Origin of the sequence: Streptomyces sp. NPDC049627, from assembly GCF_044465645.1 — a bacterium.
Taxonomy (GTDB): domain Bacteria; phylum Actinomycetota; class Actinomycetes; order Streptomycetales; family Streptomycetaceae; genus Streptomyces.
This window is the reverse complement of the sequence record NZ_JBITLW010000004.1, coordinates 200,844-227,363: the sequence shown is the minus strand read 5'-3', so window position 1 is coordinate 227,363 and position 26,520 is coordinate 200,844. Positions and strand designations below refer to the sequence as shown.

The 26,520-nt window shown below is 72.9% G+C and carries 26 protein-coding genes; 18 read left to right on the top strand and 8 right to left on the bottom strand.

Annotated elements, in window-relative coordinates; genetic code table 11:
- Position 1 precedes the first annotated feature (1 nt).
- The 9 genes from ACIBU0_RS12980 (at position 2) to ACIBU0_RS12940 (ending at position 8,640) form a co-directional block, all read left to right on the top strand.
- The gene (locus ACIBU0_RS12980; protein ID WP_398816097.1) at positions 2–1,321 is read left to right on the top strand and encodes a cation:proton antiporter; all 1,320 of its coding nucleotides are present in this window, start codon (positions 2–4) and stop codon (positions 1,319–1,321) included.
- A 39-nt stretch (positions 1,322–1,360) separates the two neighbouring features.
- Positions 1,361–2,884: a tryptophan 7-halogenase gene (locus ACIBU0_RS12975; RefSeq protein ID WP_398816094.1), complete on the top strand. Its 1,524-nt coding sequence runs from the start codon at positions 1,361–1,363 to the stop codon at positions 2,882–2,884.
- A 12-nt stretch (positions 2,885–2,896) separates the two neighbouring features.
- Positions 2,897–4,066, top strand: a complete 1,170-nt coding sequence (locus ACIBU0_RS12970; RefSeq protein WP_398816091.1) for a cytochrome P450 — start codon at positions 2,897–2,899, stop codon at positions 4,064–4,066.
- A 23-nt stretch (positions 4,067–4,089) separates the two neighbouring features.
- The gene (locus ACIBU0_RS12965; RefSeq protein WP_398816088.1) at positions 4,090–5,352 is read left to right on the top strand and encodes a cytochrome P450; all 1,263 of its coding nucleotides are present in this window, start codon (positions 4,090–4,092) and stop codon (positions 5,350–5,352) included.
- A 76-nt stretch (positions 5,353–5,428) separates the two neighbouring features.
- The gene (locus ACIBU0_RS12960) at positions 5,429–5,707 is read left to right on the top strand and encodes a ferredoxin (RefSeq protein WP_398816085.1); all 279 of its coding nucleotides are present in this window, start codon (positions 5,429–5,431) and stop codon (positions 5,705–5,707) included.
- Positions 5,707–5,985: a phosphopantetheine-binding protein gene (locus tag ACIBU0_RS12955; protein ID WP_398816082.1), complete on the top strand. Its 279-nt coding sequence runs from the start codon at positions 5,707–5,709 to the stop codon at positions 5,983–5,985. The genes ACIBU0_RS12960 and ACIBU0_RS12955 overlap by 1 nt, the downstream gene beginning before the upstream one ends.
- 3 nt (positions 5,986–5,988) lie before the next feature.
- Positions 5,989–7,371, top strand: coding sequence for an AMP-binding protein (locus ACIBU0_RS12950; RefSeq protein WP_398816079.1), 1,383 nt, complete (start codon positions 5,989–5,991; stop codon positions 7,369–7,371).
- A 31-nt stretch (positions 7,372–7,402) separates the two neighbouring features.
- Entirely contained in the window at positions 7,403–8,239 is an 837-nt protein-coding gene (locus ACIBU0_RS12945) for a phosphosulfolactate synthase (RefSeq protein WP_398816076.1), read from the top strand.
- Positions 8,236–8,640 carry a VOC family protein gene (locus ACIBU0_RS12940; protein WP_398816073.1) on the top strand — a complete coding sequence of 135 codons (405 nt, stop codon included), beginning with the start codon at positions 8,236–8,238 and terminating at the stop codon, positions 8,638–8,640. Before ACIBU0_RS12945 ends, ACIBU0_RS12940 begins: the two co-directional genes overlap by 4 nt.
- A 20-nt stretch (positions 8,641–8,660) precedes the next feature.
- On the opposite strand, the gene ACIBU0_RS12935 is transcribed toward ACIBU0_RS12940, so the two are convergent.
- Entirely contained in the window at positions 8,661–9,725 is a 1,065-nt protein-coding gene (locus ACIBU0_RS12935; RefSeq protein WP_398816903.1) for an alpha-hydroxy acid oxidase, read from the bottom strand.
- Between the two features lie 82 nt (positions 9,726–9,807).
- On the bottom strand, positions 9,808–10,893 hold the full coding sequence (gene hppD, locus ACIBU0_RS12930; protein ID WP_398816070.1) for a 4-hydroxyphenylpyruvate dioxygenase: 1,086 nt from the start codon (positions 10,891–10,893) through the stop codon (positions 9,808–9,810).
- Between the two features lie 202 nt (positions 10,894–11,095).
- Here hppD and ACIBU0_RS12925 point away from each other — a divergent pair, with 202 nt between their 5' ends.
- The 7 genes from ACIBU0_RS12925 to ACIBU0_RS12895 all read left to right on the top strand — a co-directional run bounded on the left by ACIBU0_RS12925 (position 11,096) and on the right by ACIBU0_RS12895 (position 18,865).
- Positions 11,096–12,451, top strand: coding sequence for a PLP-dependent aminotransferase family protein (locus ACIBU0_RS12925; RefSeq protein WP_398816066.1), 1,356 nt, complete (start codon positions 11,096–11,098; stop codon positions 12,449–12,451).
- A complete protein-coding gene (locus ACIBU0_RS12920) occupies positions 12,448–13,344 on the top strand; it encodes a prephenate dehydrogenase (protein ID WP_398816063.1) in 897 nt (298 codons plus the stop codon). The genes ACIBU0_RS12925 and ACIBU0_RS12920 overlap by 4 nt, the downstream gene beginning before the upstream one ends.
- A gap of 930 nt (positions 13,345–14,274) precedes the next feature.
- Positions 14,275–14,841 (top strand): hypothetical protein, encoded by a 567-nt coding sequence (locus tag ACIBU0_RS12915; RefSeq protein ID WP_398816060.1) that lies wholly within the window; start codon positions 14,275–14,277, stop codon positions 14,839–14,841.
- Positions 14,838–16,259, top strand: a complete 1,422-nt coding sequence (locus tag ACIBU0_RS12910; protein ID WP_398816057.1) for a peptidoglycan-binding protein — start codon at positions 14,838–14,840, stop codon at positions 16,257–16,259. Before ACIBU0_RS12915 ends, ACIBU0_RS12910 begins: the two co-directional genes overlap by 4 nt.
- Positions 16,256–16,999 (top strand): ABC transporter ATP-binding protein, encoded by a 744-nt coding sequence (locus tag ACIBU0_RS12905; protein WP_398816054.1) that lies wholly within the window; start codon positions 16,256–16,258, stop codon positions 16,997–16,999. The genes ACIBU0_RS12910 and ACIBU0_RS12905 overlap by 4 nt, the downstream gene beginning before the upstream one ends.
- A complete protein-coding gene (locus ACIBU0_RS12900) occupies positions 16,996–18,243 on the top strand; it encodes an ABC transporter permease (protein ID WP_398816051.1) in 1,248 nt (415 codons plus the stop codon). Before ACIBU0_RS12905 ends, ACIBU0_RS12900 begins: the two co-directional genes overlap by 4 nt.
- A 130-nt stretch (positions 18,244–18,373) precedes the next feature.
- Positions 18,374–18,865: a PPOX class F420-dependent oxidoreductase gene (locus ACIBU0_RS12895; protein ID WP_398816049.1), complete on the top strand. Its 492-nt coding sequence runs from the start codon at positions 18,374–18,376 to the stop codon at positions 18,863–18,865.
- Here ACIBU0_RS12895 and ACIBU0_RS12890 read toward each other — a convergent pair.
- Entirely contained in the window at positions 18,856–19,611 is a 756-nt protein-coding gene (locus tag ACIBU0_RS12890) for an aminoacyl-tRNA hydrolase (protein WP_398816046.1), read from the bottom strand. The genes ACIBU0_RS12895 and ACIBU0_RS12890 overlap by 10 nt on opposite strands.
- Before the next feature lie 105 nt (positions 19,612–19,716).
- Here ACIBU0_RS12890 and ACIBU0_RS12885 point away from each other — a divergent pair, with 105 nt between their 5' ends.
- On the top strand, positions 19,717–20,640 hold the full coding sequence (locus ACIBU0_RS12885) for an ATP-binding cassette domain-containing protein (RefSeq protein ID WP_398816900.1): 924 nt from the start codon (positions 19,717–19,719) through the stop codon (positions 20,638–20,640).
- 5 nt (positions 20,641–20,645) lie between these two features.
- Positions 20,646–21,317, top strand: a complete 672-nt coding sequence (locus tag ACIBU0_RS12880; RefSeq protein ID WP_398816043.1) for an ABC transporter — start codon at positions 20,646–20,648, stop codon at positions 21,315–21,317.
- Positions 21,318–21,325: 8 nt separating this feature from the next.
- Here the strand turns inward: ACIBU0_RS12880 and ACIBU0_RS12875 are convergent, their stop codons facing one another.
- From ACIBU0_RS12875 to ACIBU0_RS12855, 5 genes are all read right to left on the bottom strand, one after another.
- The gene (locus ACIBU0_RS12875; protein ID WP_398816040.1) at positions 21,326–21,541 is read right to left on the bottom strand and encodes a hypothetical protein; all 216 of its coding nucleotides are present in this window, start codon (positions 21,539–21,541) and stop codon (positions 21,326–21,328) included.
- A gap of 18 nt (positions 21,542–21,559) precedes the next feature.
- A complete protein-coding gene (locus tag ACIBU0_RS12870; RefSeq protein WP_398816037.1) occupies positions 21,560–22,432 on the bottom strand; it encodes a polysaccharide deacetylase family protein in 873 nt (290 codons plus the stop codon).
- Between the two features lie 87 nt (positions 22,433–22,519).
- On the bottom strand, positions 22,520–23,908 hold the full coding sequence (locus ACIBU0_RS12865; RefSeq protein ID WP_398816034.1) for an alkaline phosphatase PhoX: 1,389 nt from the start codon (positions 23,906–23,908) through the stop codon (positions 22,520–22,522).
- Positions 23,909–23,998: 90 nt separating this feature from the next.
- Positions 23,999–24,955 carry an SPFH domain-containing protein gene (locus ACIBU0_RS12860; protein ID WP_398816031.1) on the bottom strand — a complete coding sequence of 319 codons (957 nt, stop codon included), beginning with the start codon at positions 24,953–24,955 and terminating at the stop codon, positions 23,999–24,001.
- Between the two features lie 101 nt (positions 24,956–25,056).
- Positions 25,057–26,514, bottom strand: a complete 1,458-nt coding sequence (locus tag ACIBU0_RS12855; RefSeq protein WP_398816028.1) for a SulP family inorganic anion transporter — start codon at positions 26,512–26,514, stop codon at positions 25,057–25,059.
- Positions 26,515–26,520 lie beyond the last annotated feature (6 nt).

The window sequence follows — 26,520 nt, the reverse complement described above, 5'->3', positions numbered from 1 at the left end:
GATGGACACCGAGTCCATCGCGGCCGTCGCCATCGGCGACGTCGCTCTCATCGTCGTCGCCTCGCGGCTCCTCGGCGGCCTGGCACGCCGCCTGGGGCAGCCCGTGGTCATCGGGCAGATCGTCGCCGGGATCGCCCTCGGGCCCACCCTGCTCGGGCGGCTGCCCGGCGACCTGACCGACCGTCTCTTCCCGCCGGACGTCCTGCCGTACCTCACCGTCCTGTCCCAGGTCGCCATCGTGCTCTTCATGTTCGTGGTGGGGTACGAGATGGACCCACGGCAGCTGCGCCGGGGCGGCAGAGCCTCGGCGACGGTGGCGCTGTGCGCGTTCCTGGTCCCGGCGGGCCTCGGGGCCGGGCTGGCGGGAGGCTTTCCGGGGCTCTTCGCCGCGGTCCGGCCGGACGACGCGGCCGGCCGGTCGTTCGTGCTGTTCATGGCGGTCGCCCTGTCCGTCACCGCGCTGCCCGTGCTGGCCGCCATCGTGCGTGAGCGCGGCCTGGCGGGCACCCCGGCGGGCAGCGTGGCCACCGCGGCCGCGGGACTCATGGACGTGGTGGCGTGGCTCGTGCTCGCCGTCGCACTGGTCGGCACCGGCCACGCGACGCGGCTCGCCTGGCCGATGACGCTGCTGCTGAGCGCGGTGTTCGTGGCGGCGCTCTTCCTCGTCGTACGGCCGCTGCTGGCGCGGTGGCTGGAACGGTCGGGCACGCTGCGGGCCAACCAGCGCACGCTCGCCCTGGCACTCGCTCTCGGCAGCGGCTGGGCCACCGCGGAACTCGGCCTGCACGCCGTCTTCGGCGGCCTGCTCGCCGGCATCGCGATGCCCCGCAGGGACGGCGTGCCCGACGCCGACGTGCTCCGGCCCATGGAGGAGAGCGCCGGCCTGCTGCTGCCGCTGTTCTTCGTCACGACGGGCCTGTCCTTCAACATCGGCTCCGTCGACGGCGACGGCGGCGCCCTGCTGGCCCTCGTCCTCGCCGTGGCCGTCCTCGGCAAGGTCCTGCCCGCCTACGGCGCGGCACGGATCAGCGGCATGGACCGGCACGCGTCGACGCTCGTCGCCGCCCTGGTGAACACCCGCGGCCTGACGGAACTGATCGTCCTCAATGTCGCACTGGACGCCGGGATCATCGGCCGGGAACTCTTCACCATTCTCGTGCTGATGGCGCTGGTGACCACGTTCCTCACCGGGCCGCTGATTTCGCTCGTCGAACGGTCCCACCGTCGGGCCGTCCCACCGGAAATGGACACGCTTGACGGTCGGACACCGTCATTACGAGACTCGCACAAGCAGTCGGAATTCCACGGCCGGGAGGGGTGAATCCCCGGTGCGGGAAAAAGCCAACAAAGCTGAAGGGGGATGACCTTGCCGGAATCCGAGGAATTCGACGTGGTGGTCGTCGGCGGAGGACCTGCCGGATCGACCCTGGCCGCGCTGGTGGCCATGCAGGGACACCGGGTGCTGGTCCTGGAGAAGGAGTTCTTCCCCCGCCACCAGATCGGTGAGTCGCTGCTGCCGTCCACCGTGCACGGCGTGTGCCGGATGACCGGGGTAGCGGAGGAGCTGGCGAAGGCGGGCTTCCCGCGCAAGCGCGGCGGCACCTTCCGCTGGGGCGCCAACCCGGAGCCGTGGACCTTCTCCTTCTCCGTCTCCCCGCGCATGTCCGGGCCGACGTCCTACGCGTACCAGGTGGAGCGCGCCCGCTTCGACGAGATCCTGCTGAACAACGCCCGCCGCGTGGGCGCCGACGTCCGCGAGGGCTGCGCCGTCGTCGATGTCGTCGACGGCGACGAGCGGGTCCGCGGGGTGCGGTACACCGACGCCGACGGAGCCGAACGCCGGGCGCTCGCCCGGTTCGTCGTCGACGCCTCCGGCAACAAGAGCCGCGTGTACCAGCGGGTGGGCGGCACCCGCGAGTACTCGGAGTTCTTCCGCAGCCTCGCCCTGTACGGCTACTTCGAGGGCGGCAAGCGGCTGCCCGAACCCAACTCCGGCAACATCCTGTCCGTCGCCTTCCCGAGCGGCTGGTTCTGGTACATCCCCCTCAGCGACACCCTCACCAGCGTCGGCGCGGTCGTACGCCGCGAGATGGCGGAGAAGATCCAGGGCGACCGGCACAAGGCGCTCATGGCGCTGGTCGACGAGTGCCCGCTCATCGCCGAGTACCTCGCGGACGCCCAGCGGGTGACGAGCGGACCGTACGGCGAACTGCGCGTCCGCAAGGACTACTCGTACCACCACACGACGTTCTCCCGCCCCGGCATGGTGCTGGTCGGCGACGCCGCCTGCTTCGTCGACCCGGTGTTCTCCTCCGGCGTCCACCTCGCCACGTACAGCGCGCTGCTCGCGGCCCGCTCCATCAACAGCGTGCTCGCCGGGCTGGTCGACGAGCCGCGCGCGATGCGGGAGTTCGAGGCCCGCTACCGGCGCGAGTACGGCGTCTTCTACGAGTTCCTGCTGTCGTTCTACGAGATGCACCACGACGAGGACTCCTACTTCTGGCAGGCCAAGAAGGTCACCCGGACCGACCGGCCCGAGCTGCAGTCCTTCGTCGAACTGATCGGCGGGGTCTCCTCGGGCGACCAGGTCCTCACCGACGCCGACGTCGTCGCCAAGCGGCTCGCGGCGGGCTCCGCGGAGTTCGCCGACGCGGTCGGCACGCTCGCCGGGGACGCCGACGACAGCATGGTGCCGCTGATGAAGTCGTCGGTCGTGCGCGAGGTGATGCAGGAGGGCGGCCAGGTCCAGATGCGCGCCCTGCTCGGCGCGGACGCCGAACCGGAGGCGCCCCTGTTCAGCGGGGGCCTGGTGCCGTCCGCGGACGGCATGTTCTGGCAGGAGACGGGCCGGGCGGCGCGCACCGGCGATGGCGCGGGCGAGTGAGGGGATGCGGGCATGGCGCGGCCGACCGACCTCTCGATGCACAACCGGCGTGACCGTCTGGACCCCCTGCCCGAGCTCACCCGGCTGAGCGCACGGGCGCCGCTGACCCGGACCCGGCTCTCCGACGACCCGTCGGCCGGCACCGGCTGGCTCGTCACCGGGCACGACGAGGTGCGCGCGGTCCTGGGCGACACGGAACGGTTCAGCACCCGGCTGCCCGGCGACAGCGGGCGGCCCGCCCAGGTGGGCAACCTCGTGCAGTACGACCCGCCCGAGCACACCCGGCTGCGGCAACTGCTCGCCCCCGAGTTCACCGTCCGCCGGATGCGGGGCCTCGAACCCGCCGTGGACCGGATCGTCGAGGACTGCCTGGACTCCCTGGAGAAGGCCGGGCGGCCCGCCGACTTCATGCGCCACGTCGCCTGGTCCGTTCCGGGCCTGGTGATGTGCGAGCTGTTCGGTGTGCCGCGCGACGACCGGGCCGACCTGGCGCGGCTGCTCAAGGTGGGCCGCCCCGCGTTCCGCGGCCGGCGCACGCAGGTGACCGCGGGCGGCGCCTACCTGGCGTACATGGCCCGGCTCGTGGCACGCAAGCGCCGCGACCCCGGCGACGACCTCCTCGGCAGGGTGGTGCGCGAGCACGGCGCGGACGTCAGCGACGAGGAACTCGTCGGGCTCGGCGCGTTCGTCATGGGCTCGGGGGTCGAGAACGTGGCGGCGATGCTGGGACTCGGCGTCCTCGCCCTCCTGGAACACCCGGGCCAGCTCGAACAGCTCCGCGCCCGGCCGGAGCTGACCGACCACGCGGTGGAGGAGCTGATCCGCTACCTCTCGGTGATCCCGACCGCGACGCCGCGCACGGCACGCGAGGACGTGACCCTCGGCGGCCAGGTGATCAAGGCCGGTGACCGGGTGGCCTGTTCCCTGATCGCGGCCAACCGCGGCACCCCGGAGGGCACCGCGGACGGCCTCGACATCACCCGGGACGCCACCTCCCACGTGGCGCTCGGCCACGGCATCCACTACTGCATCGGCGCGTCCCTCGTCCGGATGGAACTGCGCAGCGCCTATCCGGCGGTGCTGCGCCGCTTCCCCGCGCTGCAACTGGCCGTCCCCGCGGAGGAGATCCAGTTCCGGCCGCAGGCCCCGTACGGCGTGGAAACACTGCCCGTCACCTGGTAGCCCGTCACCTGGCAGGAGGAGCCATGTCCCAGGCAGCCACGCCCGGCGCGAACACACCGGCCGCACCCCGGGCGGCCGGCCGTGGCGCGGCCGAGCCCCAGCTCGTCTACGCGCGCCGGGACCGGTTCGCCCCGGCGGCCGCCCTGCGCGACCTCGCCGCCCGCGGCCCCGTCACCCGGGTCGAGGTGGGGCCGGGCACCGACGGGAAGTCCGTCTGGCTGGTCACCGGCTATGCCGAGGTCCGGCAGGTCCTCGGCGACCATGTGCGCTTCTCCACCCGGCGCCGCTTCGGGTCGAGGACCGTGACCGGCCGTGACGCCGGTGTGCGGCCCGACCCGATGATCGGCCAGCTCATGGACTACGACCCGCCCGAGCACACCCGGCTGCGGCAGATCCTCACCCCGGAGTTCACCCTGCGCAGGATCCGCAGGCTCCGGCCGCGCATCGACACGATCGTCGGTGAACGCCTCGACGCGCTGGCGGCGGCCGGCCCGCCCGCCGACCTGGTGCCGGCGTTCGCGCTGCCCGTACCCGGCGCCGTGCTGTGCGAGCTCATCGGGGTGCCCCGCGACGACCGCGACGAGTTCCTGCGCCGCGCCCACGGCTTCCTCGCCGCCGGCCAGGGACGCGGCCGGCGAGCGGCGGTGGGCGAACTCCTCTCCCGGTACATCGCCGCGATGGTGGCCCGGCAGCGCCGCGCCCCGGACGACGGCTTCCTCGGCATGCTGGTGCGCGAGCACGGCGACGACGTCACCGACAAGGAACTGCGCGGCGTGTGCGTCCTGTTGGTGCTGGCCAGCCTCGACAACCTCTCCGGCATGCTGGGCCTCGGGACGCTGCTGCTGCTCGAACACCCCGAGCAGCTGGCGGCCGTCCGGGACGACCCCGGAGCGGTGGACCGCGCGGTCGACGAACTGCTCCGCCATCTCACGGTGCCGCACGCACCGACCCCCCGCATCGCCCGCGAGGACGTCACCGTCGGCGGGCAGCTGATCAAGGAAGGCGAGTACGTCCTGTGCTCGCTGCCGATGGCCAACCGGGACCCCGCCCTGCTGTCCGAACCGGACCGCTTCGACATCACCCGGGAGCCCACCGCCCACGTCAGCTTCGGCCACGGCATCCACCACTGCCTGGGCGCGCCCCTCGCCCGCATGCTGCTGGGCGTCGGCTATCCGGCCCTGTTCGGGCGCTTCCCGGGGCTCCGGCTCGCCGAGCCCGCGGCCACGGTGCCGTTCCGGGTGCACGCGCTCGCCCACGGAGTGGACCGGCTGCCGGTCATCTGGTGAACGACGGGCGGGAGGAGGCCACATGAGCGGCGGCGCGGCACACCATTCGGCGCGACGACACGGAGAGAGGCAGCAGATGGGGGAGAGGACGGAGTTCGGCGAGACGGACATCCGAACGGCCGGACCGCGCGTCGAGGTCGACCGCAACCGGTGTGTGGGCTCCGGCATGTGCCTGGCCCACGTCCCCGCCGTCTTCGACCAGTCGGACCGGGACGGCCGGGTCCTGCTCGTCGACCCCGCACCCCGGGCCGGCCTGGTGCCGGCGGTGCGGGCGGCCGCGGACCGCTGCCCGTCCGGCGCGATCACCCTGCACGAGCCCGGCCGGCCGGGCGACGACGACTTGGAGGAGGCGTGATGGAGCAAGGTGCTGCGGGTACGCGGGAGGCGACCCTGACGGCCGTACGGGATGTCGTGGCGCCCCTGTGGTGCGAGGCCCTGCAGGTGCCCGAAGTGGCCGACGAGGACGACTTCTTCGCCCTCGGCGGCCATTCGCTGGCGGCGCTGCACGTGATGACCACGATCGAGCAGACGTACCAGGTGGAGCTGGGCGGCGTGCGCGACATCTGGGAGAACCCGACCTTCGGTGAGTTCGTCGCGGCGGTCGCGGCGCTCGTCACCGGCCCCGTCGAGTAGGCCGTGGCCGTGCGGGGGGAGGACATGGCGGGCGCGGGCACAGCGGGACTGCTGCCCGCGCTGCGCGAGGGCCGGGCCCGCATCGACGTGGCCGGGCAGCGCCTCGAAGGGGACGAGCTCACGGGCGCCGTCGGCGCGCTCGCGCGGTCCGTGGCCGGGGCCCGCAGGGTGGCGGTGGTGGCCCGCCCGAGCGTCGCCACCGTCGTCGCCGTCGCCGGCGTCCTGACGGCCGGGGCCGCCGCGGTCCCGCTGCACCCGACGGCCGGGGCCCACGAACGCGCGCACGTCCTGGGTGACGCCCGGGTCGACCTCGTCCTGGACGAACCCGACCTCACCGGCCGCGACGCGCTGCCGCCCGAACCGCCCCCCGACGGGACGCCCGCGCTCATCCTGTACACCTCCGGTTCCACCGGACCGCCCAAAGGCGTCGTCCTCCCGCGCCGCGCGATCGCCGCGAGCCTCGACGCCCTCGCCGCACTCTGGCAGTGGACCCCGGACGACGTACTCACGCACGCGCTGCCGCTGTCCCATGTGCACGGCCTCGTGTTCGGCGGTCTCGGCCCCCTGCGCATCGGCTCCCCGCTCGTGCACACCGGCCGCTACCTCACCCCCGTGCCGCACGCCACGATCTACTTCGGCGTGCCGGCCCTGTGGGGGTCCCTGGGCGCGGCCGACCTGACGGACCTGCGTCCGGCCCGGCTGCTGGTGTCCGGCGCGGACCGGCTGCCCAGCGCCGTCGCGGAGCGCGTCCTGCGGCTCTCCGGGCACCGGATCCTCAACCGGTACGCCATGACGGAGACCCTCGTCATCGCCTCCCCGCGCCCGGCGGACCTGCGCACGGACCTGCCGGCGGGCTCGGTGGGACACCCGGTCCCGGGGATGCAGGTACGGCTGGACGACACCGACGGGACCGGCGGCACGGACGGGCCGGGCGTAGGCGGCGAGGTCCATGTGCGCGGCAGCGGGCTGTTCTCCGGCTACCTGGGGCGCGGCCCCGCGGTCGACGCCGACGGCTGGTTCGGCACCGGAGACCTGGGCGAGTGGCTGCCGGACGGATCGCTGCGGCTGCTCGGCCGCAAGGACACCGACCTGATCAAGAGCGGCGGCTACCGGGTCGGCGCGGGCGAGGTCGAGGACGCGCTGCTCGCCCATCCGGCCGTGCTGGAGGCGGCGGTGGTCGGCGTGCCCGACGACCGGCTCGGGCAGCGCGTCGCCGCGTGGATCGTCGCGGACGACCCGGACCGCGCCGGCCTGGTCTCCTTCCTCGCCGGGCGCCTCGCCCCGTACAAGCTGCCGCAGGAGATCCACGTCGTCGAGGCCCTGCCGCGCACCGCTCTGGGCAAGGTCCACAAGAGCCGGCTCGCGGCAGAGTTCCGATGTCGATAAGTCCGAGACCACTCAAGGGAGTTGGCAGATCATGCCGCAGTCCCGCACACCGCAGTCCTTCACCTCGCAGCCCCTCACCCCGCCGGCCGCGCACCGCCCGCTGGAGCTCCCGGCGCGCGAGCCCAAGCCCCGCACCCGCGGGCGGACGATGGTCATCGACCCGGGGGCACCGCTGCGCTGGTTCGAGGACGTCGTGGAGAGCGCCGGAGACCTCATCGACCTGGTCAAGTTCGGCTGGGGGACGGCGCTCGTCACCGCGGGCATCAAACACAAGACGGAGGTGCTGCGTGAGCACGGCATCTCCTACATGTTCGGCGGCACCCTGTTCGAGAAGTACGTGCTGCGGGGCCGGTTCGAGGACTACCGCGGCCTGTGCCTGGAGCACGGCTGCGACCGCGTGGAAGTGTCCGACGGCACCATCGACCTGGCCCCCGAGGACAAGTCCCGGTTCATCACCCGGCTTGCCGCGGACTTCGAGGTGATCTCCGAAGTGGGCTTCAAGGACCCGCACCGCTCCGAGCTGTTCGCGCCGAGCCAGTGGATCGCCGGGATACGGCGCGACCTGGACGCGGGGGCACGCTCGGTGATCCTGGAGGCGCGCGAGAGCGGCACCAGCGGCATCTGCCGGGCCGACGGAGAGCTGCGGTTCGGACTCGTCGAGGACGTGCTCGACGCCGGTGTGCCCACGGATCTGCTCATCTTCGAGGCGCCCACGAAAAAGCTGCAGACGTATTTCGTGAAACGGGTCGGCGGCGACGTCAATCTCGGCAACGTAGCCCTGTCCGACGTCATCGCCGTGGAAACACTACGGCTCGGCCTGCGCGCCGACACGCTGCTGGATACCGAGGAATGCGGGGTGAACCCGTGAGGAATTCCGCAGACGCCTTTCACATCGCCGTCCCGGCCCACGATCTGGACGCCGCCGCACGGTTCTACAATCAGCTGCTCGGCTGTCCGCTCGCCCGCCGCTATGCCGACCGCGTGACATTCGACTTCTTCGGCGACCAACTCGTCTGCCATTACTCACCGGACGAACCCGTCGCGGCCCGGCCCCGGCTGTACCCGCGGCATTTCGGGGTGACGTTCCGCTCGCCCGACGACTTCGACGCGCTGCTGCGCCTGGTCGAGGTGCGGAAGGTGCCGGTCTTCCAGGAGGTGCGGTCCCGCTTCGAGGGAACCGTAGAGGAACACCGCACGCTGGTCCTGATCGACCCGACCGGCAACCTCCTGGAGTTCAAGCACTACACCGACCCGCGGATGATGTATTGACTCGCGGATGAGGTATTGGCTCAGGGCAACCGCACCGCCCGCAGCTCCCGCGCACCGGCCACCGAGGCACACCCGGCGAGCCCCAGCGCATCGCGCAGCTCCTCGGCCAGCAGGTCGAGCACCCGCCGTACCCCGGGCTCACCGCCCACTGCGAGCCCCCACACCGGCGGCCGTCCCACCAGCACTCCCGACGCGCCCAGGGCCAGCGCCTTGAGTACGTCCGTGCCGCCGCGGACCCCGCCGTCCAGCAGCACCTCGCAGGATTCCCCGACCGCCTCGGCCACCGCGGGCAGCGCCTCGACACCGGGCAGCGCGCCGTCGAGCTGGCGCCCGCCGTGGTTGGACACCACCACGGCGTCGACACCGAGGCGGGCCGCCCGCAGCGCGTCCTCCGGGGCGAGGATCCCCTTCAGGACGATCGGCAGCCGTGTCACCGACCGCACCTCCTCCACGCAACGCCAGGTCAGCCCGGGGGAGAAGGCCTCCGCCGTGTGCACGGCGACCGCGGAACCGTCCCCCGCGCTGCGGTGCGCCGTCGAGGACCCGCCGGAGGCCAGATGCGCGGCGCGCACATGACCGGGCAGGGCGAACCGGTTGCGCACATCGCGTTGCCGGCGCCCCATCCACGGCACGTCCACGGTGAGCACCAGCGCCTCGCAGCCCGCGTCCTCGGCCCGGCGGGCCAGGTCCAGGGAGCGGCCGCGCTCGCGCAGCCAGTACAGCTGGAACCACACCCGCCCCCCGGCCGCCGTCACCTCCTCCACGGGCACGCTGCTCAGCGTCGCGACCGTGAAGGGCACACCCGTGTCCCGGGCGGCCCGGGCGGTGGCCGACTCCCCGTCGGGGTGCACCAGTCGCTGGTAGGCGACCGGCGCGACCACCACCGGCACCCGCGCCGGCCGCCCGAGCAGCGTCGTGTCCGTCGTGCACCCGGAGACGTCCCGCAGCACCCGTGGCGTGACGAAGACCCGGTCGAAGGCCGCGCGGTTGGCCGCGAGGGTCAGCTCGCGACCGCTGCCGCCGGCGACGAAGTCCCACACCTCGCGGGGCAGCACGGCCGCCGCGGCGCGTTCGACGTCGTCCAGGTCGTGCCACTCCCGCGGGCCGGGCGCCGCGTCGAGGGCCCGGGAGGTCCCCGGCCCCCGCGCCTCGCCCGGCCCGCCCCGCTCAGTCGGCGGCACGCCGTCCCGCCCGTTCCAGCTCCACGGCCTCGTACAGGGCCTTGATGTTGGAGCTGCCGAAGGTCTGCGCGCCCTGGCGCTCGATGACCTCGTGGAAGAGGGTGCGGCGCGGGTGCGTGGAGGCGGTGAAGACCTGGAACAGTTGGCCGCCGTGGTCCTCGTCGACCAGGAGGTTCGTCGACCGCAGGTCCTCGAGCGTGTGCGCCTTGAGACCGATCCGCTCGGCCAGCAGGTCGTAGTACGTCCCCGGAGTGCTCAGGAACTTCACGCCGCGCACCCCGAGCGCCCGCACCGAGCGGACGGCGTCGTCGCTGGAGAACGCCAGGTGCTGGACGCCCGGCCCGTGATGGCTCTTCAGGAACTCGTCGATCTGCCCCGGCTGCGCCTCGGGGTCGGGCTCGATGAGCGTCAGGGTGACGGCCTCGGAGACGGCGCTCTGCACCACCTTGGACTCCATCGCCTGGGCGCCGACGACGATGCGCTCCCGGTAGATCTCCCGGAAGCCGAGGGCCCGTTGGTAGAACCGGGCCGTCGTGTCGAGCTCGCCCGCGTCGAGGCACACCGCGAGGTGGTCGACGTCCAGGAGCCCCACCTCGCCGCCGGACGTGTCCGGTGCGTCGCCCGGGACCGGCACGAACCCGGCCGGCAGCCCCGGACCTTCACCGGGGGCCCGCTCGACGAGCGTGTGCACCACGTCGCCGAACCCCGAGACGGCGGCCGTGACACGCGGCCCGTCGCCGTCGTGCCGGGTGGGCCGGCGCACCGGCTGCGCACCGCCCGCCAGCGCGGCGGCGAAGGCCGCGGACACGTCGGCGGTGCGCAGGGCGATGTCGGCGACGCCGTCGCCGTGCGTGGCGACGTAGGCGGACGCGGGGTGCTGTGCCGAGGTCGCCGCGGTGAGCACGAGGGTCGTGCGTCCCTGGCGCAGGGCGATGCCGCGGTGGCCGGTGAAGGAGCCGGTGCCGACGACCGTGAAGGCATAGCCGTCGACCCAGGCGGACACCGCCCGGTCGAGGTCGTCGACATACAACTCGACGTAATCGATGGCGAGATCGGTCAGTAAATCCGTCATGAGAGTCCTCGTGCGGGGAGAGGGTGCGGATTCGAATTCCTCGGACCACCGCCCGAATGCGCCACGCGGACTTGGCTGTTCCATTTCCGTGGGCGTCTTTACCGCCGGACGGCGAGGTCGAATACTTCTGATGCGGCCCCGATCGTACGGAGGTCGGCCGATTACCGCATCTGTCAAAAATTCCCGATGAAGGACTCAGGTGATGGAAGTCCTGAAATCCGAGATCGTCCGGGCCGAGTTGTCCGCGGCCACCCTGCACGCCTCGCTCGGTGATGTGTCGATGGCGTCCATGACCCTGCTCAACGAGGTCGCGGGCACCTATCCGAATGCGATCTCCTTCGCGGCGGGCCGCCCCTACGAGGGCTTCTACGACGTGTCCCTGCTCCACGAATACCTGCGGATCTTCTGCCGGTATCTGAGCACCGAACGAGGCATGAGCGAAACGGAGGTCGCGCGTACGCTCTTCCAGTACGGCGACACCAAGGGGATCATCCGCGACCTCGTGGCACGCGGCCTCGCCACGGATGAGGGCATCGACGCCGATCCCGCGTCCGTGGTCGTCACCGTCGGCTGCCAGGAGGCGATGTTCCTGGTCCTGCGCGCTCTGCGGGCCGGCGACCGGGACATGCTGCTCGCGCCGAGCCCGACCTACGTCGGCCTGACCGGGGCCGCGCTCCTCGCCGACCTGCCCGTCCTGCCCGTGCGGACCGGACCGGACGGCATCGACCTCGACGACCTCGCGGACCGGCTGCGCGAGGCACGGGCCGCGGGCCGCCGCGTGCGCGCCTGCTACGTCACGCCGGACTTCGCCAACCCGGTCGGTGTCAGCATGTCGCTCGCCGACCGCCACCGGCTCCTCGAACTCGCCGTCGCCGAGGACCTGTTACTGCTGGAGGACAACGCCTACGGACTGCTGAACAGCGCAGCCGAGCGGCCGCCCACCCTGAAGGCGCTCGACCGGCACGAACGCGTCGTCTACCTCGGGTCGTTCGCCAAGACCGGCATGCCCGGCGCCCGCGTCGGCTACGTCGTGGCCCCGCAGCGGGTCAGCGGAGCGACCGGTGGCGACTCGCTGCTCGCCGACGAGCTGTCGAAGCTCAAGAGCATGCTCACGGTCAACACGGCGCCCATCGCCCAAGCGGTCGTCGGCGGCAAGCTGCTCGCCCACGGCTGCAGCATGGCCGAGGCCAACGGCCGGGAGACGGAGGTCTACCACCGCAACCTGCGCCAGGTCCTCGACGGCCTCGACCGGCGCTTCGGCGGGCGCACCGACATCTCCTGGAACGCCCCGACGGGCGGCTTCTTCGTCGTCCTCACCGTCCCCTTCACCGTCGACGACGACCTGCTCGCCCACGCGGCCCGCCGGCACGGCGTGCTCTTCACGCCCATGCACCACTTCTACGGCTCCACCGCGGGCCACCGGCAACTGCGCCTGTCCATCAGTACCTTGACGCCCGAACGGATCGAGGAGGGGCTGGACCGGCTGGCCGCGCTGATGGGCGAGCGGATCGCCGGGCACGACGGAGCGGGGGAGACCCTCCCCGGTGGTGCGCCGTGACCATCCGCACCCTGGCCGTGGTCGGCACCGGCCTCATCGGCACCTCCGTGGCGCTCGCGGCGAGCAGACACCGCGTGACCGTCTACCTCGCGGACCGGGACGAGTCCGCCCTGCGCGCCGCGGCCGCCCGCGGCGCCGGCCGGCCCGAACTCCCTCCCCACCCCGTCGACCTGGCGGTCCTCGCGGTGCCGCCCAGCCAGATAGCCCCGGTCCTCGCGCAGCAGCAGGCACGGGGACTCGCCCGCACCTACACCGACGTGGCGAGCGTGAAGGCCCGCCCGGAGCGCGAGATCCTCGCCACCGCCCCTGATCCGTCCTCCTATGTCGGCGGCCATCCCATGGCCGGCCGTGAGCGGTCGGGCCCCCTCGCGGCCCGCGCGGAGCTGTTCCGGGACCGTCCCTGGGTGCTCACGCCCACGCGGTTCACCACGAAACCCGCCTTCGACCGGGCCCTCGGGCTGATCACCCTGTGCGGCGGCATCCCCCGGGTCATGCGGGCCCGCGCGCACGACGACGCGGTCGCCCTGACCTCCCACGCCCCGCACCTGCTGGCCAGCCTGATGGCGGCGCGACTGCGGGACGGCCCGGTGCCGGCGGCCCGCCTCGCCGGTCAAGGGCTGCGCGACGTCACCCGCATCGCCCGCGGCGACTCACGGCTGTGGGGCGACATCGTGGAGTCCAACGCCGCGGCCGTCGCCGACGTCCTCACCCGGCTCCACGAAGAGCTCGCCGGCGTGCTGACCGCCCTGTACGACCTCGCCGAGCCGGACGGCGACGGCCCGGGCCCGGAGACCCGCGGCAAGAGCAGGCACACCCTGGTCGACCTCCTCGAACGGGGCATAGCCGGCGTGGGCGAACTCTCCGACGACCGCCCCGACGGCACGGCCCCCTGACCACGCCGGACCGCGATGACCGGCCTCCCGGCCGCCGGGCGAGCTTCCCCACCGCCCACCCACGTCGGGAGACCGGCGCCGCGGGCTCGGCACCGACCCTGCCGGCCCGGTGCCGCATTCGTGATCGTCGTGGGGCAACGGGTCCGTCGTGTCTGCCCGCGAGGTGTCGCCGTGGGGTGGTGGCGTGCCCGGGTGGTGGCGGGGACGGCGCTGTCGAACGTCGACTCCGCGCGCCCGCAGCAACTCCGCGCCCGCCGTGGCGCCGGTCGGTCATGACCGGGAGACCGGTGTCGTGGCCCCGGCGCTGACGATCCCGCCGACCGCGGGAGGCTCCGGCTCGTAGGCGGCACGGGGCAACGGGCCCGTCGTGTCTGCCCGCGAGGTGTCGCCGTGGGGTGGTGGCATGCCCGGGTGGTGGCGGGGACGACACTGCCGAACGTCGACTCCGCGCGCCCGCAGCAACTCCGCGCCCGCCGTGGCGCCGGTCGGCCATGACCGGGAGGCCGGTGTCGTGGCCCCGGCGCCGACGATCCCGCCGACCGCGGGAGGCTCCGGCTCGTAGGCGGCACGGGGCAACGGGCCCGTCGTGTCTGCCCGCGAGGCGCCGCCGTGGGGCGGCGGTGGGCGGGTACCGCATTGCCGCACCTCTACATCCGTCGCCTGCCCGCAGCACCTCCGCGCCGCCGGTCGGCCATGACCGGGAGGCCGGTGTCGTGGACCCGGCGTCGACGCCCCTGCCCGCAAGGGAGGACGGTGCCCGTAGCCGCCCCCGGGCGACGGCGTGTCCAGGTGGTCGCCGGGAGGCGCGACGCGGGTCCGCCGCCGCGCCGTCGGAGACGCCCGTCGGTGTGCACGCCTGCGTCAGGAGCCTGTATCCGGGGCGTTTGTTGTGTCCGCGCTGTGACCGGCGTCCGCGTAGAACTTGGCCCCATGTCCACTACTCACAAGCGAACCGCTTCCACCGTGCTCGCGATATCCGCGCTGCTCACCGGCGCGCTCCTGGCCGGCTGCTCCGACGAGGGATCGTCGACGAACGAGGCGAAGGCGTCCGGCGGTGCCCAGGCGTCACCGACCAGCCCCGAGGACCAGGCCCTGGCCTTCTCGAAGTGCATGCGGGACAACGGCGTGGCCGCCTTCCCCGACCCGGAGCCCGGCGGCGGTCTGGCGCTCAGCCCCGACAGCGGCATCGACCCCAACTCGGCCGAGTTCCAGCAGGCGTTGCAGGCCTGCCGCGACAAGATGCCCCAGGGCCAGGTCGGCGGCGGCGGGGGAGGCGGCGGCGCGCTCGACTCCACGAAGGTCGCCGCCTGGGCGAAGTGCATGCGGGAGAACGGCCTGCCGAACCTCCCCGACCCGGAGATCAACGGCGGCAACATGAGCATCGACTTCGGGGGCAGCGGCATCAACCCCGGCGGCGAGGAGTTCCAGAAGGCGAGGATGGCCTGCCAGGACAAGTGGCCCGGCGGTGGTCTGACCGGCAGTGGCGGTGGCCAGTGACCGCACCCGACGAGACCCGCGAGCGGGAACACGAGGCGGACACCGAGGTCCCGCGCCCGTCCGGCGACGCCTCCGGCCCGCCCGGCCCAGCGGGCAACGGCGGCGCCCCGGACTCCACCCTGGCGCTGGAACTGCGCAAGCCGGGCGAGGTGTCGCCGTCGAGCACCGGGGACCTGGAGGCGAGGTCCTCGACCACGCCGGACGTGGCCACGCGCCCCGGGACGGAGCCCGACCCCGCCGTACCGGACACCGCACCCGCAGCGACCGGCGGTGACGACGCGTCGGCGCGCACGGTCTCCCGCCGGCGCCGCCCCTGGCGCACCGCGGGACTGGTCGCCCTCGCGATCGCGGTCGTCGCCGGAGCCGGCGCCGCGAGCGCCGGGGTCCTCGGCGGCGACGGCGGCGGCACGGACGCGGCCGCGCCCGACGCCCCGCCGAGCACCACGGAGGTGAAGCGCACGACGCTCACCCGCAGCGAGACCGTGGACGGCACCCTGGGTCACGGCGACGTGTCGGCCGTACAGGCCCCGCCCGGCCCGCAGGGCGGCGGCGGGGGAGTCGTCACGTGGGTGCCCGCCGAGGGCGACGTCCTCGAGCGGGGCGACGCCGTCTACCGGGTCGCCGAGCAGGAGGTCCCGCTCCTGTACGGCTCGATCCCCCTCTACCGGCAGATGCGGGAGGGCACCGAGGGCGCCGACGTGAAGATGCTGGAGAAGAACCTCTCCGCGCTCGGCTACACGGGCTTCACCGTCGACGACGAGTACACCTCCGGCACGGCCGACGCCGTACGCGACTGGCAGGACGACCTCGGCCGCGAGGAGACCGGCACGGTACGGCCCGGCGACGCCGTGATCGCCGAAGGCGCCCGGCGCGTCGCCGACGTACGGGCGGTGCCCGGGGCGCCCCTCAGCGGTGCCGTGCTCACCTGGACCGGCACCGAACGCGTCGTCAGCGTCGACCTCGACGCCCAGTACGAGGACTTGGTCCACAAGGGCACCAAGGCCACGGTCACCCTGCCCGACGACACCACCGTGCAGGCCGAGGTCACCGAGGTCGGCACCCCGACCACCGGCCAGGACGCCGGCGCCTCCGGCAAAGGCTCGGGCAACGGAGGCTCCGGCGGCAACGACAAGGCCACCCTGCCCGTCGAGTTGAAGGTGGCCGAGCAGAAGAAACTCGGCAGCTACCAGGCCGCCTCCGTCGACGTCTCGCTCAAGGCGGAGACCCGCGAGAACGTCCTCGTCGTGCCCATCAACGCCCTGGTGGCACGCCAGGGCGGAGGCTACGCCGTGGACGTCGTCCGGCCCGACGGCGAGGTGCGGCGCACACCGGTCGAGGTCGGCATGTTCGCGGACAGCATGGTCGAGATCTCCGGCAAGGGCCTCACCGACGGCACGGTCGTGGGGGTGCCCAGGTGACCGGGACGCCGGCCCCGGTGGTCGAACTCGCCGGGGTCTCCAAGGCGTACGGCGACGTCCGCGCCCTGAAGGACGCCGACCTCGTCATCCACCGCGGCGAACTGCTCGCCGTCGTGGGCCCGTCCGGCTCCGGCAAGTCCACGATGCTCAACATCATGGGCACCCTCGACAGACCCTCCGCCGGCACCGTCCGGATCGACGGACACGACGTGGCCCGCCTCTCCGACCGGGAACTGTCCGCACTGCGCGCCCAGACGATCGGGTTCGTCTTCCAGCAGTTCCACCTCGCCCCCGGCATACCGGCGCTGGACTCCGTCGCGGACGGCCTTCTCTACAGCGGCCGTTCCCGCGGCGAACGGCGCCGGCTGGCCGAACGCGCACTGCGCCGAGTGGGGTTGGGCCACCGCCTCTACCACGAGCCGCACCAGCTCTCCGGCGGCGAGAAGCAGCGGGTGGCCATCGCCCGCGCGGTGCTCGGCGACCCGCCGCTGCTGCTCGCCGACGAGCCCACCGGCGCGCTCGACTCGCGCTCCGGCGCCGTGGTGCTCGACCTGCTCCACGAACTGCACCGGGCGGGCACCACGGTCGTCGTGATCACCCACGACCGGGACATCGCCGCCTCCCTGCCGCGCGAGGTGCGCATCAAGGACGGCGGCATCGAGTACGACACCGCACGCGGACACACCGGCCGGCACACCGCACTGCCCGCGACCGCGGTCCTCGAGGAGGCCACGCGATGAGCCTGACGACTCAGCGCCCGCCACAGGGCCGGCCGGGCACCGCCGCGCGCCCCCGCCCGAAGCCCGCCCGGCTGGGCCCCGCCGACGTGCTGCGGGTCGGCGGATCGGGGCTGCGGTCGAGGCCGCTGCGGGTGTTCCTGTCGGCGCTCGGCATCGCGATCGGCATCGCCGCCATGGTCGGCGTGGTCGGCATCTCCACCTCCAGCACCGAGGACCTCGACCGGCGGCTCGCGGCGCTGGGCACCAACCTGCTCACGGTCACCGCGGGCCAGTCGTTCACGGGCGGCACCGCCCATCTGCCGGACGAGTCCGTCGACATGATCGGCAACATCGACGGCGTCACGGCGGTCTCCGCCATCGGCAGGACCGACGCCAAGGTCTACCGCAACGACCATGTCCCCAAGCAGGAGACCGGCGGGCTCACGGTGTCCGCGGCCCGCACCGACCTGCCGCGCAGCGCGGGCGTCGAGGTCGTCGACGGCCGCTGGCTGAACGCCGCCAACGCGCGGTACCCCGCCGTCGTCCTCGGCCCCAAGGCCGCCGAGCAGCTCGGCGTCTTCCGGGCCGGCCCCGACACCCGGGTGTGGCTCGGCGAGCAGTGGTTCACCGTCGTGGGCCTGCTCGCGCCCAACGACCTGGTGCCCGAGCTGGACTCCGCCGCGCTGGTCGGCTGGCCGGTCGCGGAGGAGGAACTGGGCTTCGACGGTCATCCGACGACCGTCTACACCCGCACCGAGGAAGCGGCCGTCACCGACGTCCAGTCCGTCCTCGGCCCCACCGCCAACCCGGAGAACCCCAGCGAGGCCAACGTGTCGCGGCCCTCGGACGCCCTGGAGGCGAAGCAGGCCACCGACGACACGCTGAGCGGCCTGCTCCTCGGGCTCGGCGCGGTCGCCCTGCTCGTCGGCGGGGTGGGCGTGGCCAACACGATGGTGATCTCCGTGCTGGAGCGCCGCTCCGAGATCGGCCTGCGCCGTTCCCTCGGCGCGACGCGCGGGCAGATCCGCACCCAGTTCCTGTGCGAGGCCCTGCTGTTGTCCGCGCTCGGCGGGCTGGGCGGCGTCGTCCTCGGCATCGCCGTCACCTCCGGATACGCCGCCTACCAGGGCTGGCCGTCGGTCGTGCCGACCTGGGCGATGGCGGGCGGCGTCGGCGCGACCCTCGTCATCGGCGGCCTCGCCGGGTTCTACCCCGCCGTACGTGCCGCCCGGCTGCCGCCCACGGAGGCGCTGGCGACCACCTGACCCCGGGCCCCGGTACCGCGGTGCCCCCGCCGCCTCCATCCCCCGTCGGCGGCGAGGGCACCGCTCAGCCGTGCCCGCGCGCAGGTCGGCGTCTCCCCTGGACAGCCGCTTGCTCCCGTACGCTCGCCGCATGACAGAGCCCGCAGAAAAGGCCGGCGACGAAGCCCTCTTCCACCTGCTCGGTCAGCAAAAGATCGGCACGCTCGTGACCCTCAAGCGGGACGGCCGCCCCCAGTTGTCGAACGTCGGCTACGCCTACGACCCGGCGGCGCGCCTCATCCGGCTCATGGTCACCTACAACCGCGCCAAGACCCGCAACCTGCGCCGCGATCCGCGCGCCAGCTTCCTCGTCACCAGCCCCAACGGCTACGCCTACATGATCGCCGAGGGCCAGGCGGAACTGACGCCCATCACGACGGACCCGCACGACGCGGTCGCCGACGAACTCGTCGAGGTCTTCCGCGGTTTCCGGGGCGAACACCCCGACTGGGAGGGCTTCCGAGGCGCCATGGTCACCGAACGGCGCCTGGTCGTCAGGCTTCCCGTGGACCGCGTGTACGGGGCGGCCGGCCGGCGTCTGAGCGGCCCCCGGGGCAACTCCGCGCAGCTGGCTCAGCGGTAGCTCAGGGGCCGTCGTACCTGCGAGGGCAGCGATTTCACCCGGTGATGCCCCTCGACCACCAGAGTCGTCCCGGGCGCGATCTCCGTGAACCCGGCATCACGCACCAACGGCAGCCCGGCGGCGGTCAGTTCACGCCACTGCCCCGGATCCGCCGTCCGCACGGCGAGCGGAAACCCCGCCTCGCGCCAGGCACCCCGCTCCTCGTCCGACAACTCCCACCAGGCGATCTGCGCCGCGTGCCCCGCCTGCGCCATCGTCTTGCCGGCCGACATGTCGAGGTCCGGATTCACCCAGAGCACCGGCGCCGCCGGATCGGCGTCCCCGGGCGGCTCCGGATCGCCGAGATGCGTGCCCGACACCTGGAGCTTCGCCAGCTCCTTGGGCCACCCGTCCAACCGCACGGGCGGGAACACCCGCACCTCGGCCGACCGGCCCGTGACGGTGATCCCCGGCAACCCCTCCGCCCGCCGCCACTCGGCCCCGCGAGCCCGCCGCACGACCTTGCGGATACGGCCGTCCTCCCAGTCCCGCAGGGCCTGCGCCCACTCACCGTCGCCGAGGGACCGCTCGTCGCTGAGCATGATCAGTACAGCGCGGGCGGCGGTTTCGAGGGCATCGGTGCGGGCCGGAGGAGCGTCCCGCTCGATGCGCACGACGAGCGGCAGGACGTACTGCGGAGCGTGATCACGAGCACTGGGCTCGGACCGGAAGGGACTTTCGCCGGAGGACGTCGAATCATGGCTCACACCAGCCAACCCTAAGGGGCGCCCGACTGTGTCGACATGCGGCTCCGCCGCCTGGGCGCGGCCGGCCCCACGGTCCCGCAGCCGCGATACGACAAGATGTCCCCCATGCATCGCGATCTTCGTCTGGACAACGTGGGCCGCCGCTACGGCCTACGCGGCCCATGGGTCTTACGCGGCGTCCACCTCACCGTGCCCCCCGGCACACTCACCCGCATCGAGGGGCCGAACGGCACCGGCAAATCCACCCTCCTCCGCCTCCTGGCCCGCATAGACGCCCCCACCGAAGGCAAGATCACCGGCCGTCTCCGAACCGCCTACGTCCCCGAACGCTTCCCCACGGCCCTCCCCTTCACCGCCCTCGGCTACCTCACCCACCTCGGCACGGTCCACGGCCTCTCCCGCCCGGCGGCCATCCGCGCCGCAGGCGAGTACCTGGACCGTTTCGGCGCCGCCGCCCACGCCCGCACCCCCATGGCACAGCTCTCCAAGGGCAGCAGCCAGAAGGTCGCCGTCGCACAGGCCCTGCTCGCCGACCCGGAGCTGCTCGTCCTCGACGAGGCGTGGACCGGCCTGGACGCCGCCGCCCGCGGCGAGTTGGAGCGCGCCGTCGCCGAACTCACCGCCGCCGGCACCGCGGTGGTCTTCGTCGACCACGACCCGCGCCGCCTGGCCGGGGCACCCGACGCGACGTACACCGTGCGGGACGGCGGCCTCAACCTCCGTACCGACCAGGGGACTCCACCGCCCACCGGCCCGCACACGACCGTCGTCGTCCACGGCCCGAGCGGCGCGAGCCTGCCCGCCGAGGCGACCCGTGTCGCCACGACAGCGGACGAGACCACCCCCGGCACCCACCGCCTCATAGTCCCCGCCTCCCACTCGGACGTCGTGCTGCGCGCCCTCCTGGCCGCCCGACCGCCTTGGCACGTGGTGAGCGTGAGCCAGGAACCCCCCACCCCTTCCGAACCCCTTGAAGCCCCCGAAGCCCCCGCATCCTCTGAAGCCGCCGAAGCCGAAAGCCGCCGATGACTTCGATGACCGCCCTTCTCCGCTACCAGGCCGCCCTGCTGGTCCGCTCGCAGCGCTGGCTGCCGCCGTTCATCCTGTACGCGGCCGTCCTCGGCATCGGCGTGCAGGGCGGCCAGCCCATCCTCGACTCACTGGGTTTCGCCGCCGCGGCCCTGCTGCCCGTGGCCGCCTGGCTGGTGCGGATCTGCGTCTCCAACGAGCCGCCCGCCGCCCGCAGTTGCGTCGCCGCGGCCGTCGGACCGGGGCGGGCGCACCTCGCCGCGCTGCTGGTGGCCCTCGCCGCCGCGACAGCGCTGGGCACGGTCGCGACCGTCGTCGTGACACTGATCAGTGACCCGGCGAGCGCGAGCCACGAGACGCGGGTACCGCGGCTTCCGGCGGGCGCGGCCGGGCTGCTCGCCACGCTCGCCTGCGCCCTGCTCGGTACGGCCGTCGGCGCGCTCACCGCCTGGCCGGTGCTGCGCTCGACCGGCCGGGCCGTCCCGGCCATGCTGCTCGCGGCGCTGCTGTCCGTGGTGGTGACGGGCTCCCCGGCCCACGCGGCGGTCAGCGGCCTGGTCACGGGCTCCCGCTCCGGCACGGTTCCCCTGCCCGTCCTGCCCCTGACGGCGGCAGCCCTGCTCACCACGGCGGCGATCGCCGCGGCCTGCGCGCTCACGTCCCGCAGATCACCCTGAACACCGGGTCACCCCGAACAGGCCGTACGCTGCGCCTCCTGCCACTCGCACACCGGACAGAGCGTGATCCCCTTGTACGCCTCCGCGTACTCCGTCGGCTCCCGGCACAGCACACTCCCCCACTCTCGACTGCGCTCGAGCGGGGGGACCCCCGTCGCATACGGCGGCCCGTCGGTCTTGGGCGGCTTCACCGCGTCGGCGATCGTGCAGTAGTCCTCGCTCATACCCCCAGCGTAGGCCGCTCAGGCCCGGCCGCCCGCGGCCCCGATCAGCTCGGACACCTTCACGAACCGGAAGCCCTTCTCGCGCAGCTCGGGCACGATCCTCCTGACCGCCCGCTCGGTCGTCGGAGCGGCGCTGCGCGTGCAGTGCATGACGACCACGGACCCCGCCCGGACCCCGTCCAGCACCTCCCGGGCGACCGCCCCGGCATCCGTCGCGAACGCGTCCGCGCTCACCACGTCCCACTGCACGGCCGTGACACCGACCGGCGTCAGCGCCTTCAGAGCGCGGTGGTCGTAGCAGCCGCCGGGAAACCGGAAGTACGGCATCGGAGCCCGCACCCCCACCTTCCGGAACACGGCGTACGCCCGCTCCACATCCCCCCGCATCCGCTTCTCCGGGAGGGTCGGCAGCCCGTAGCAGTCGTCGGTGAAGGCGTAGTGGCTGTACGAGTGGTTGGCGACCTCGAACAGCGGGTCCCGCCCGATGGCCCGGGCCTGCTGCGGATACTCCTCCGCCCACCGCCCCGTCATGAACACGGTCGCCGGCACCTTCAAGGCCCGCAGCGCCGCGACAAGCCCCGGATTGTCGAACCGCTCCCCCCGCCGCGCCCGCGCCCCCTGAGCGGCGGTCATGTCCGCATCGAAGGTGAGGGCGACGGCCTTGCCCCCGGTCCGGCGACCGTGCTCGAAGACGGGGGTCAGTCCGGCGGGCCCGGGTGCGAGGGTCGGGGGCCTGGTGACCGCCGGGACGGGCGAGGCGGCGGAGGCCGAGGGCGCCGGCCGCGGAGCGCGGGTCACTGCGGGCTCCTCGGGCCCCGCACACGCCGCGAGCGCACTGAGCGCCGCGGCCAGAACACAGACAGCGCTGACGATACGTACACGAGTGATCACCGCATGAAGGTATGGGTGTCACCAGGCCGTTCCGGCACGTCGGCGGGTGTGCCGGGCAGGTGTCACCCGCCCGGCGGGGCCGGATCGCTACCTGCGCCAGGGCCCCGTCACCGCGAACGTCGTGCCCGGCGTGTAGCAGTTGACGTACATCGTCTCGCCGTCGGGCGCGAAGGTCACCCCGGCGAACTCGCCCCACTCCGGCTCCTGTGGGGTGCCGATGTTCTGGCGGCCGCGGGCCATCGCGTAGACCTCGCCGTGTCGGGTGACGCCGAAGACGTGCTGGGCGCCGTTGCCGTCCTCGCACACCATCAGGCCGCCGCTGGGGGCGAGGCAGATGTTGTCCGGGGACTCGCCGGGGAGCTGGACGTCCGTGTCGGGGCCGAAGACGATCACCAGGGTGAGGCGGCGCGCGGCGGGGTCGTAGCGCCAGATCTGGCCGTAGTGGTCCGCCGCCGAACCGTCCGCGCTGCGGGCGAAGGAGGAGACGAAGTAGACGTTGCGGCCGCCCCAGTAGCAGCCCTCCAGTTTCTGGGCGTGCGTGATGCCCTTGGGGCCGAAGTCCTGGAGGCGGACGGGGGTTTGGGCGGCCGACGGGTCCGGTACGTCGACCCACTCGATGTGCTCGAAGGTCGCACCCGGCTCCTGGATGGAGGAGAGGTCGGGGACGCCCGGCACCCGCATCGCCTGGAGACGGCCGCCCGCGCGCAGGGAACCGAGGCCGCCGAGCGGCGCGTGGGGGAGGAAGCGGTAGAAGAGGCCGAAGGGCTTCAGGAAGGCGTCCTCGGTCTCGTAGACGATGCCGTTTCTCGGGTCCACCGCGATCGCCTCGTGCTGGAAGCGCCCCATCGCGGTCAGCGCAACGGCGCCGGAGCGGTACGGGTTCTCGGGGTCGACCTCGAAGATGAAGCCGTGGTCCTTGGTGTAGCCGTTGGTGCCCGCCCTGTCCTCGGTCTCCTCGCAGGTCAGCCAGGTGCCCCAAGGTGTCCGTCCGCCCGCGCAGTTGACGGCGGTACCGGCGATGGCGACGCGCTCGGACAGGACGCGGTTGCCGGAGTCCAGCGTCAGTGCCGTACAGCCGCCCTTGCCCGCCGGGTCGTAGGTGAGTCCGTCGACGGTTGGCACGGGCAGCTTCGCGGTGGTGCGGTTCTCGTGGTTGCGTACCAGGTGGACGCGGCCTTTTCTGCCGACGATGGCGGTCATGCCGTCGTGGTTGGAGGGGACCAGGCCCTCCCCGGAGCGCAGCCGGTCGCCCTCGCGGGAGAGGACCTGATAGCGGAAACCTTTCGGCAGGTCGAGCAGGCCCTTCGGGTCGGGGACCAGCGGGCCGTATCCGGTGTGGCCGAGGTTCTGTGCGGCGGCGGTGCCCGCGAAGAGTTCGGTGAGGTTTCCGGCGAAGGCGATCGAGACGCCCAACGCGCCGGTGCGGGCCAGGACCTGACGGCGCGTCGTACGGTCATCGGTCATGTTCTCGGACATGAGGCAACCTTCCTGCTGGCGGACAGGAACTGTGACCCCGCTGTGTCTATCACCTGCTGCGAGTCGCGGGAACCACGCGCGTAGCACGTGTCACTTCTCCGCGGTGTCCTCGGCGGCGCTCTCGGCAGTGCTCTTGGCGGAGAGCTCGGAGGGTTCGGGGAACTCGGAGGGTTCGGAGGGTTCGGGGAGCTCGGAGGGTTCGGAGGGTTCGGGGAGCTCGGACGGTTCGGAGGGTTCCGAGAGTCCGGGCTGTTCCGGGGACGGATCGACGGCCCGGTAGTCAGGGTGCTGCGCGCCCCTCTCCAGGAACCGCAGCAGCTCCACCGGGATCGGCAGCACCAGCGTGGAGTTCTTCTCCGCCGCCACCGCCATCACGGTCTGCAGCAGGCGCAGCTGGAGGGCGGAGGGCGCGTCGGCCATCTGGTGCGCGGCCTCGGCCAGCTTCTTGGAGGCCTGGAGCTCGGCGTCGGCGTTGATGACCCGGGCCCGCCGCTCGCGGTCGGCCTCCGCCTGCCGGGCCATCGAGCGCTTCATCGATTCCGGCAGGGACACGTCCTTGATCTCGACGCGGTCGATCTGCACGCCCCAGCCGACCGCCGGACTGTCGATCATCAGCTCCAGGCCCTGGTTGAGCTTCTCGCGGTTGGACAGCAGATCGTCCAGGTCGCTCTTGCCGATGATCGAGCGCAGCGACGTCTGCGCCATCTGGGAGACCGCGAAACGGTAGTCCTCGACGTTGATGATCGCGGCCGACGCGTCCACGACCTTGAAGTACACGACCGCGTCGACCCGCACGGTCACGTTGTCGCGGGTGATGCCCTCCTGGGCCGGCACGGGCATCGTCACGATCTGCATGTTGACCTTGTGGAGCCGGTCCACGGCGGGCACGATCATGGTGAAGCCCGGCTGACGCACCTGCCCGCGCAGACGTCCGAGCCGGAGGATCACACCGCGTTCGTACTGCTTGACGACCCGTGCGGCGGCCGCGAGATACACCAGCCCCGCCACGCCGACACCGACAGCCGCGCCGACCAGCTCCTCGACCATGACGACCTCCTCGCGGAGAGGCCCGTTGCGTATGCTCCTGTAACGATATGCCCGGTATCCGGTCCGGGGCCACGCCGGCCCCGGACCAGGTCATACACCCGTCAGGGCGCCATGACTCGCACCGGCTCCGTGCCCGCCGTACTGTGCCGCTCGGCCCAGTTCTCCAGGGCCGTACGGCAGGCGTGGTCGAGGTGGTGCAGTCCGGACAGGTCCAGCTCCACCGGACGGTCCTGGGGCAGGGCCTCCAGGCTGTCGAGGATCTTCGGCAGCCTGAGGAAGGTCGCGTTGCCCGACAGGTACGCCTGGATCGGTCCGGCGCCCTTGTCGATGACCTCCAGCTTCACGTGCGAGGCCTCCCAGGCGGTCTTGGCGACCGACAGGGCCAGGCCGATGAGCACGCCCTCGAACATGTTCACCGCGACGATCGCGGCGGCGGTGACGACGAGGATCAGCGCCTCGCCCTTGTGGGCCCGCCACAGCGCCGTGATCTGCTGGAACGGGATCAGTTTCCAGCCCGCGTGCACCAGGATGCCGGCGAGCGCGGGAATCGGGATCAGCGCCAGAGCCCACGGCATCGCGACGGCGAACAGCAACAGCCACACGCCGTGCAGCACCCGGGAGGCCTTGGTCTTCGCGCCCGCGCCCACGTTGGCGGAGCTGCGCACGATCACCGCGGTCATCGGCAGTGCGCCGAGCGCACCGCACACCGTGTTGCCGACGCCCTGGGCGATCATCTCCTTGTTGTACTCGGTGCGCGGACCGTCGTGCAGCCGGTCCACGGCCGCGGCGCTGAACAGGCTCTCCGCGGAGGCGATCAGCGCGAAGGCGACGATGGTCCCCCAGATGGCGGGGTTGGCCAGCTCACCGAAGGCCTCGGCGCCGGGCGGCTGGATGACGCCGAGCAGGCCCTCCACCTGGACGGTGGCGACCGGCAGACCGAAGGCCAGGGAGACGATCGTGGCCAGGACCACCGCCGCGAGGGCGCCGGGCACGGACTGCACGGCCTTCGGCAGCCTCTTCCACAGCACGATCACGGCGATGGTGCCCGCGCCGATCGCGAGGGAGGTCAGCGCCTCGGTGCTGCCGAGCGCGTCGGCGAACGCCCCGGGCAGCCCCGCGAGCTTGCCGATGCCGGTCTCCGGCGCCTTCAGGCCCGCCGCCGCGTAGATCTGGCCGGCGATGATCACCAGGCCGATACCGCAGAGCATGCCCTCGACGACGGAGACGGATATCGCCCGGAACCAGCGGCCTATCCCCGAGAAGCCCATGGCGAGCTGGAGCAGACCGGCGCACAGCACGATCAGGCCGAGCGTGGCCACCCCGAACTCGCTGACGGCCTCGAAGACCAGCACGGTCAGACCGGCGGCCGGCCCCGACACCTGAAGGCTGCTGCCTCGCATGAATCCGGTGACGAGGCCGCCCACGATGCCGGTGACCAGGCCGAGTTCGGCCGGGACCCCGGAGGCGACCGCCACGCCGACGCACAGCGGCACGGCGACCAGGAAGACGACTATGGAGGCGAGGAAGTCCTGCCTCAGATAAGGGAACTTGGACAGCATGGTCGT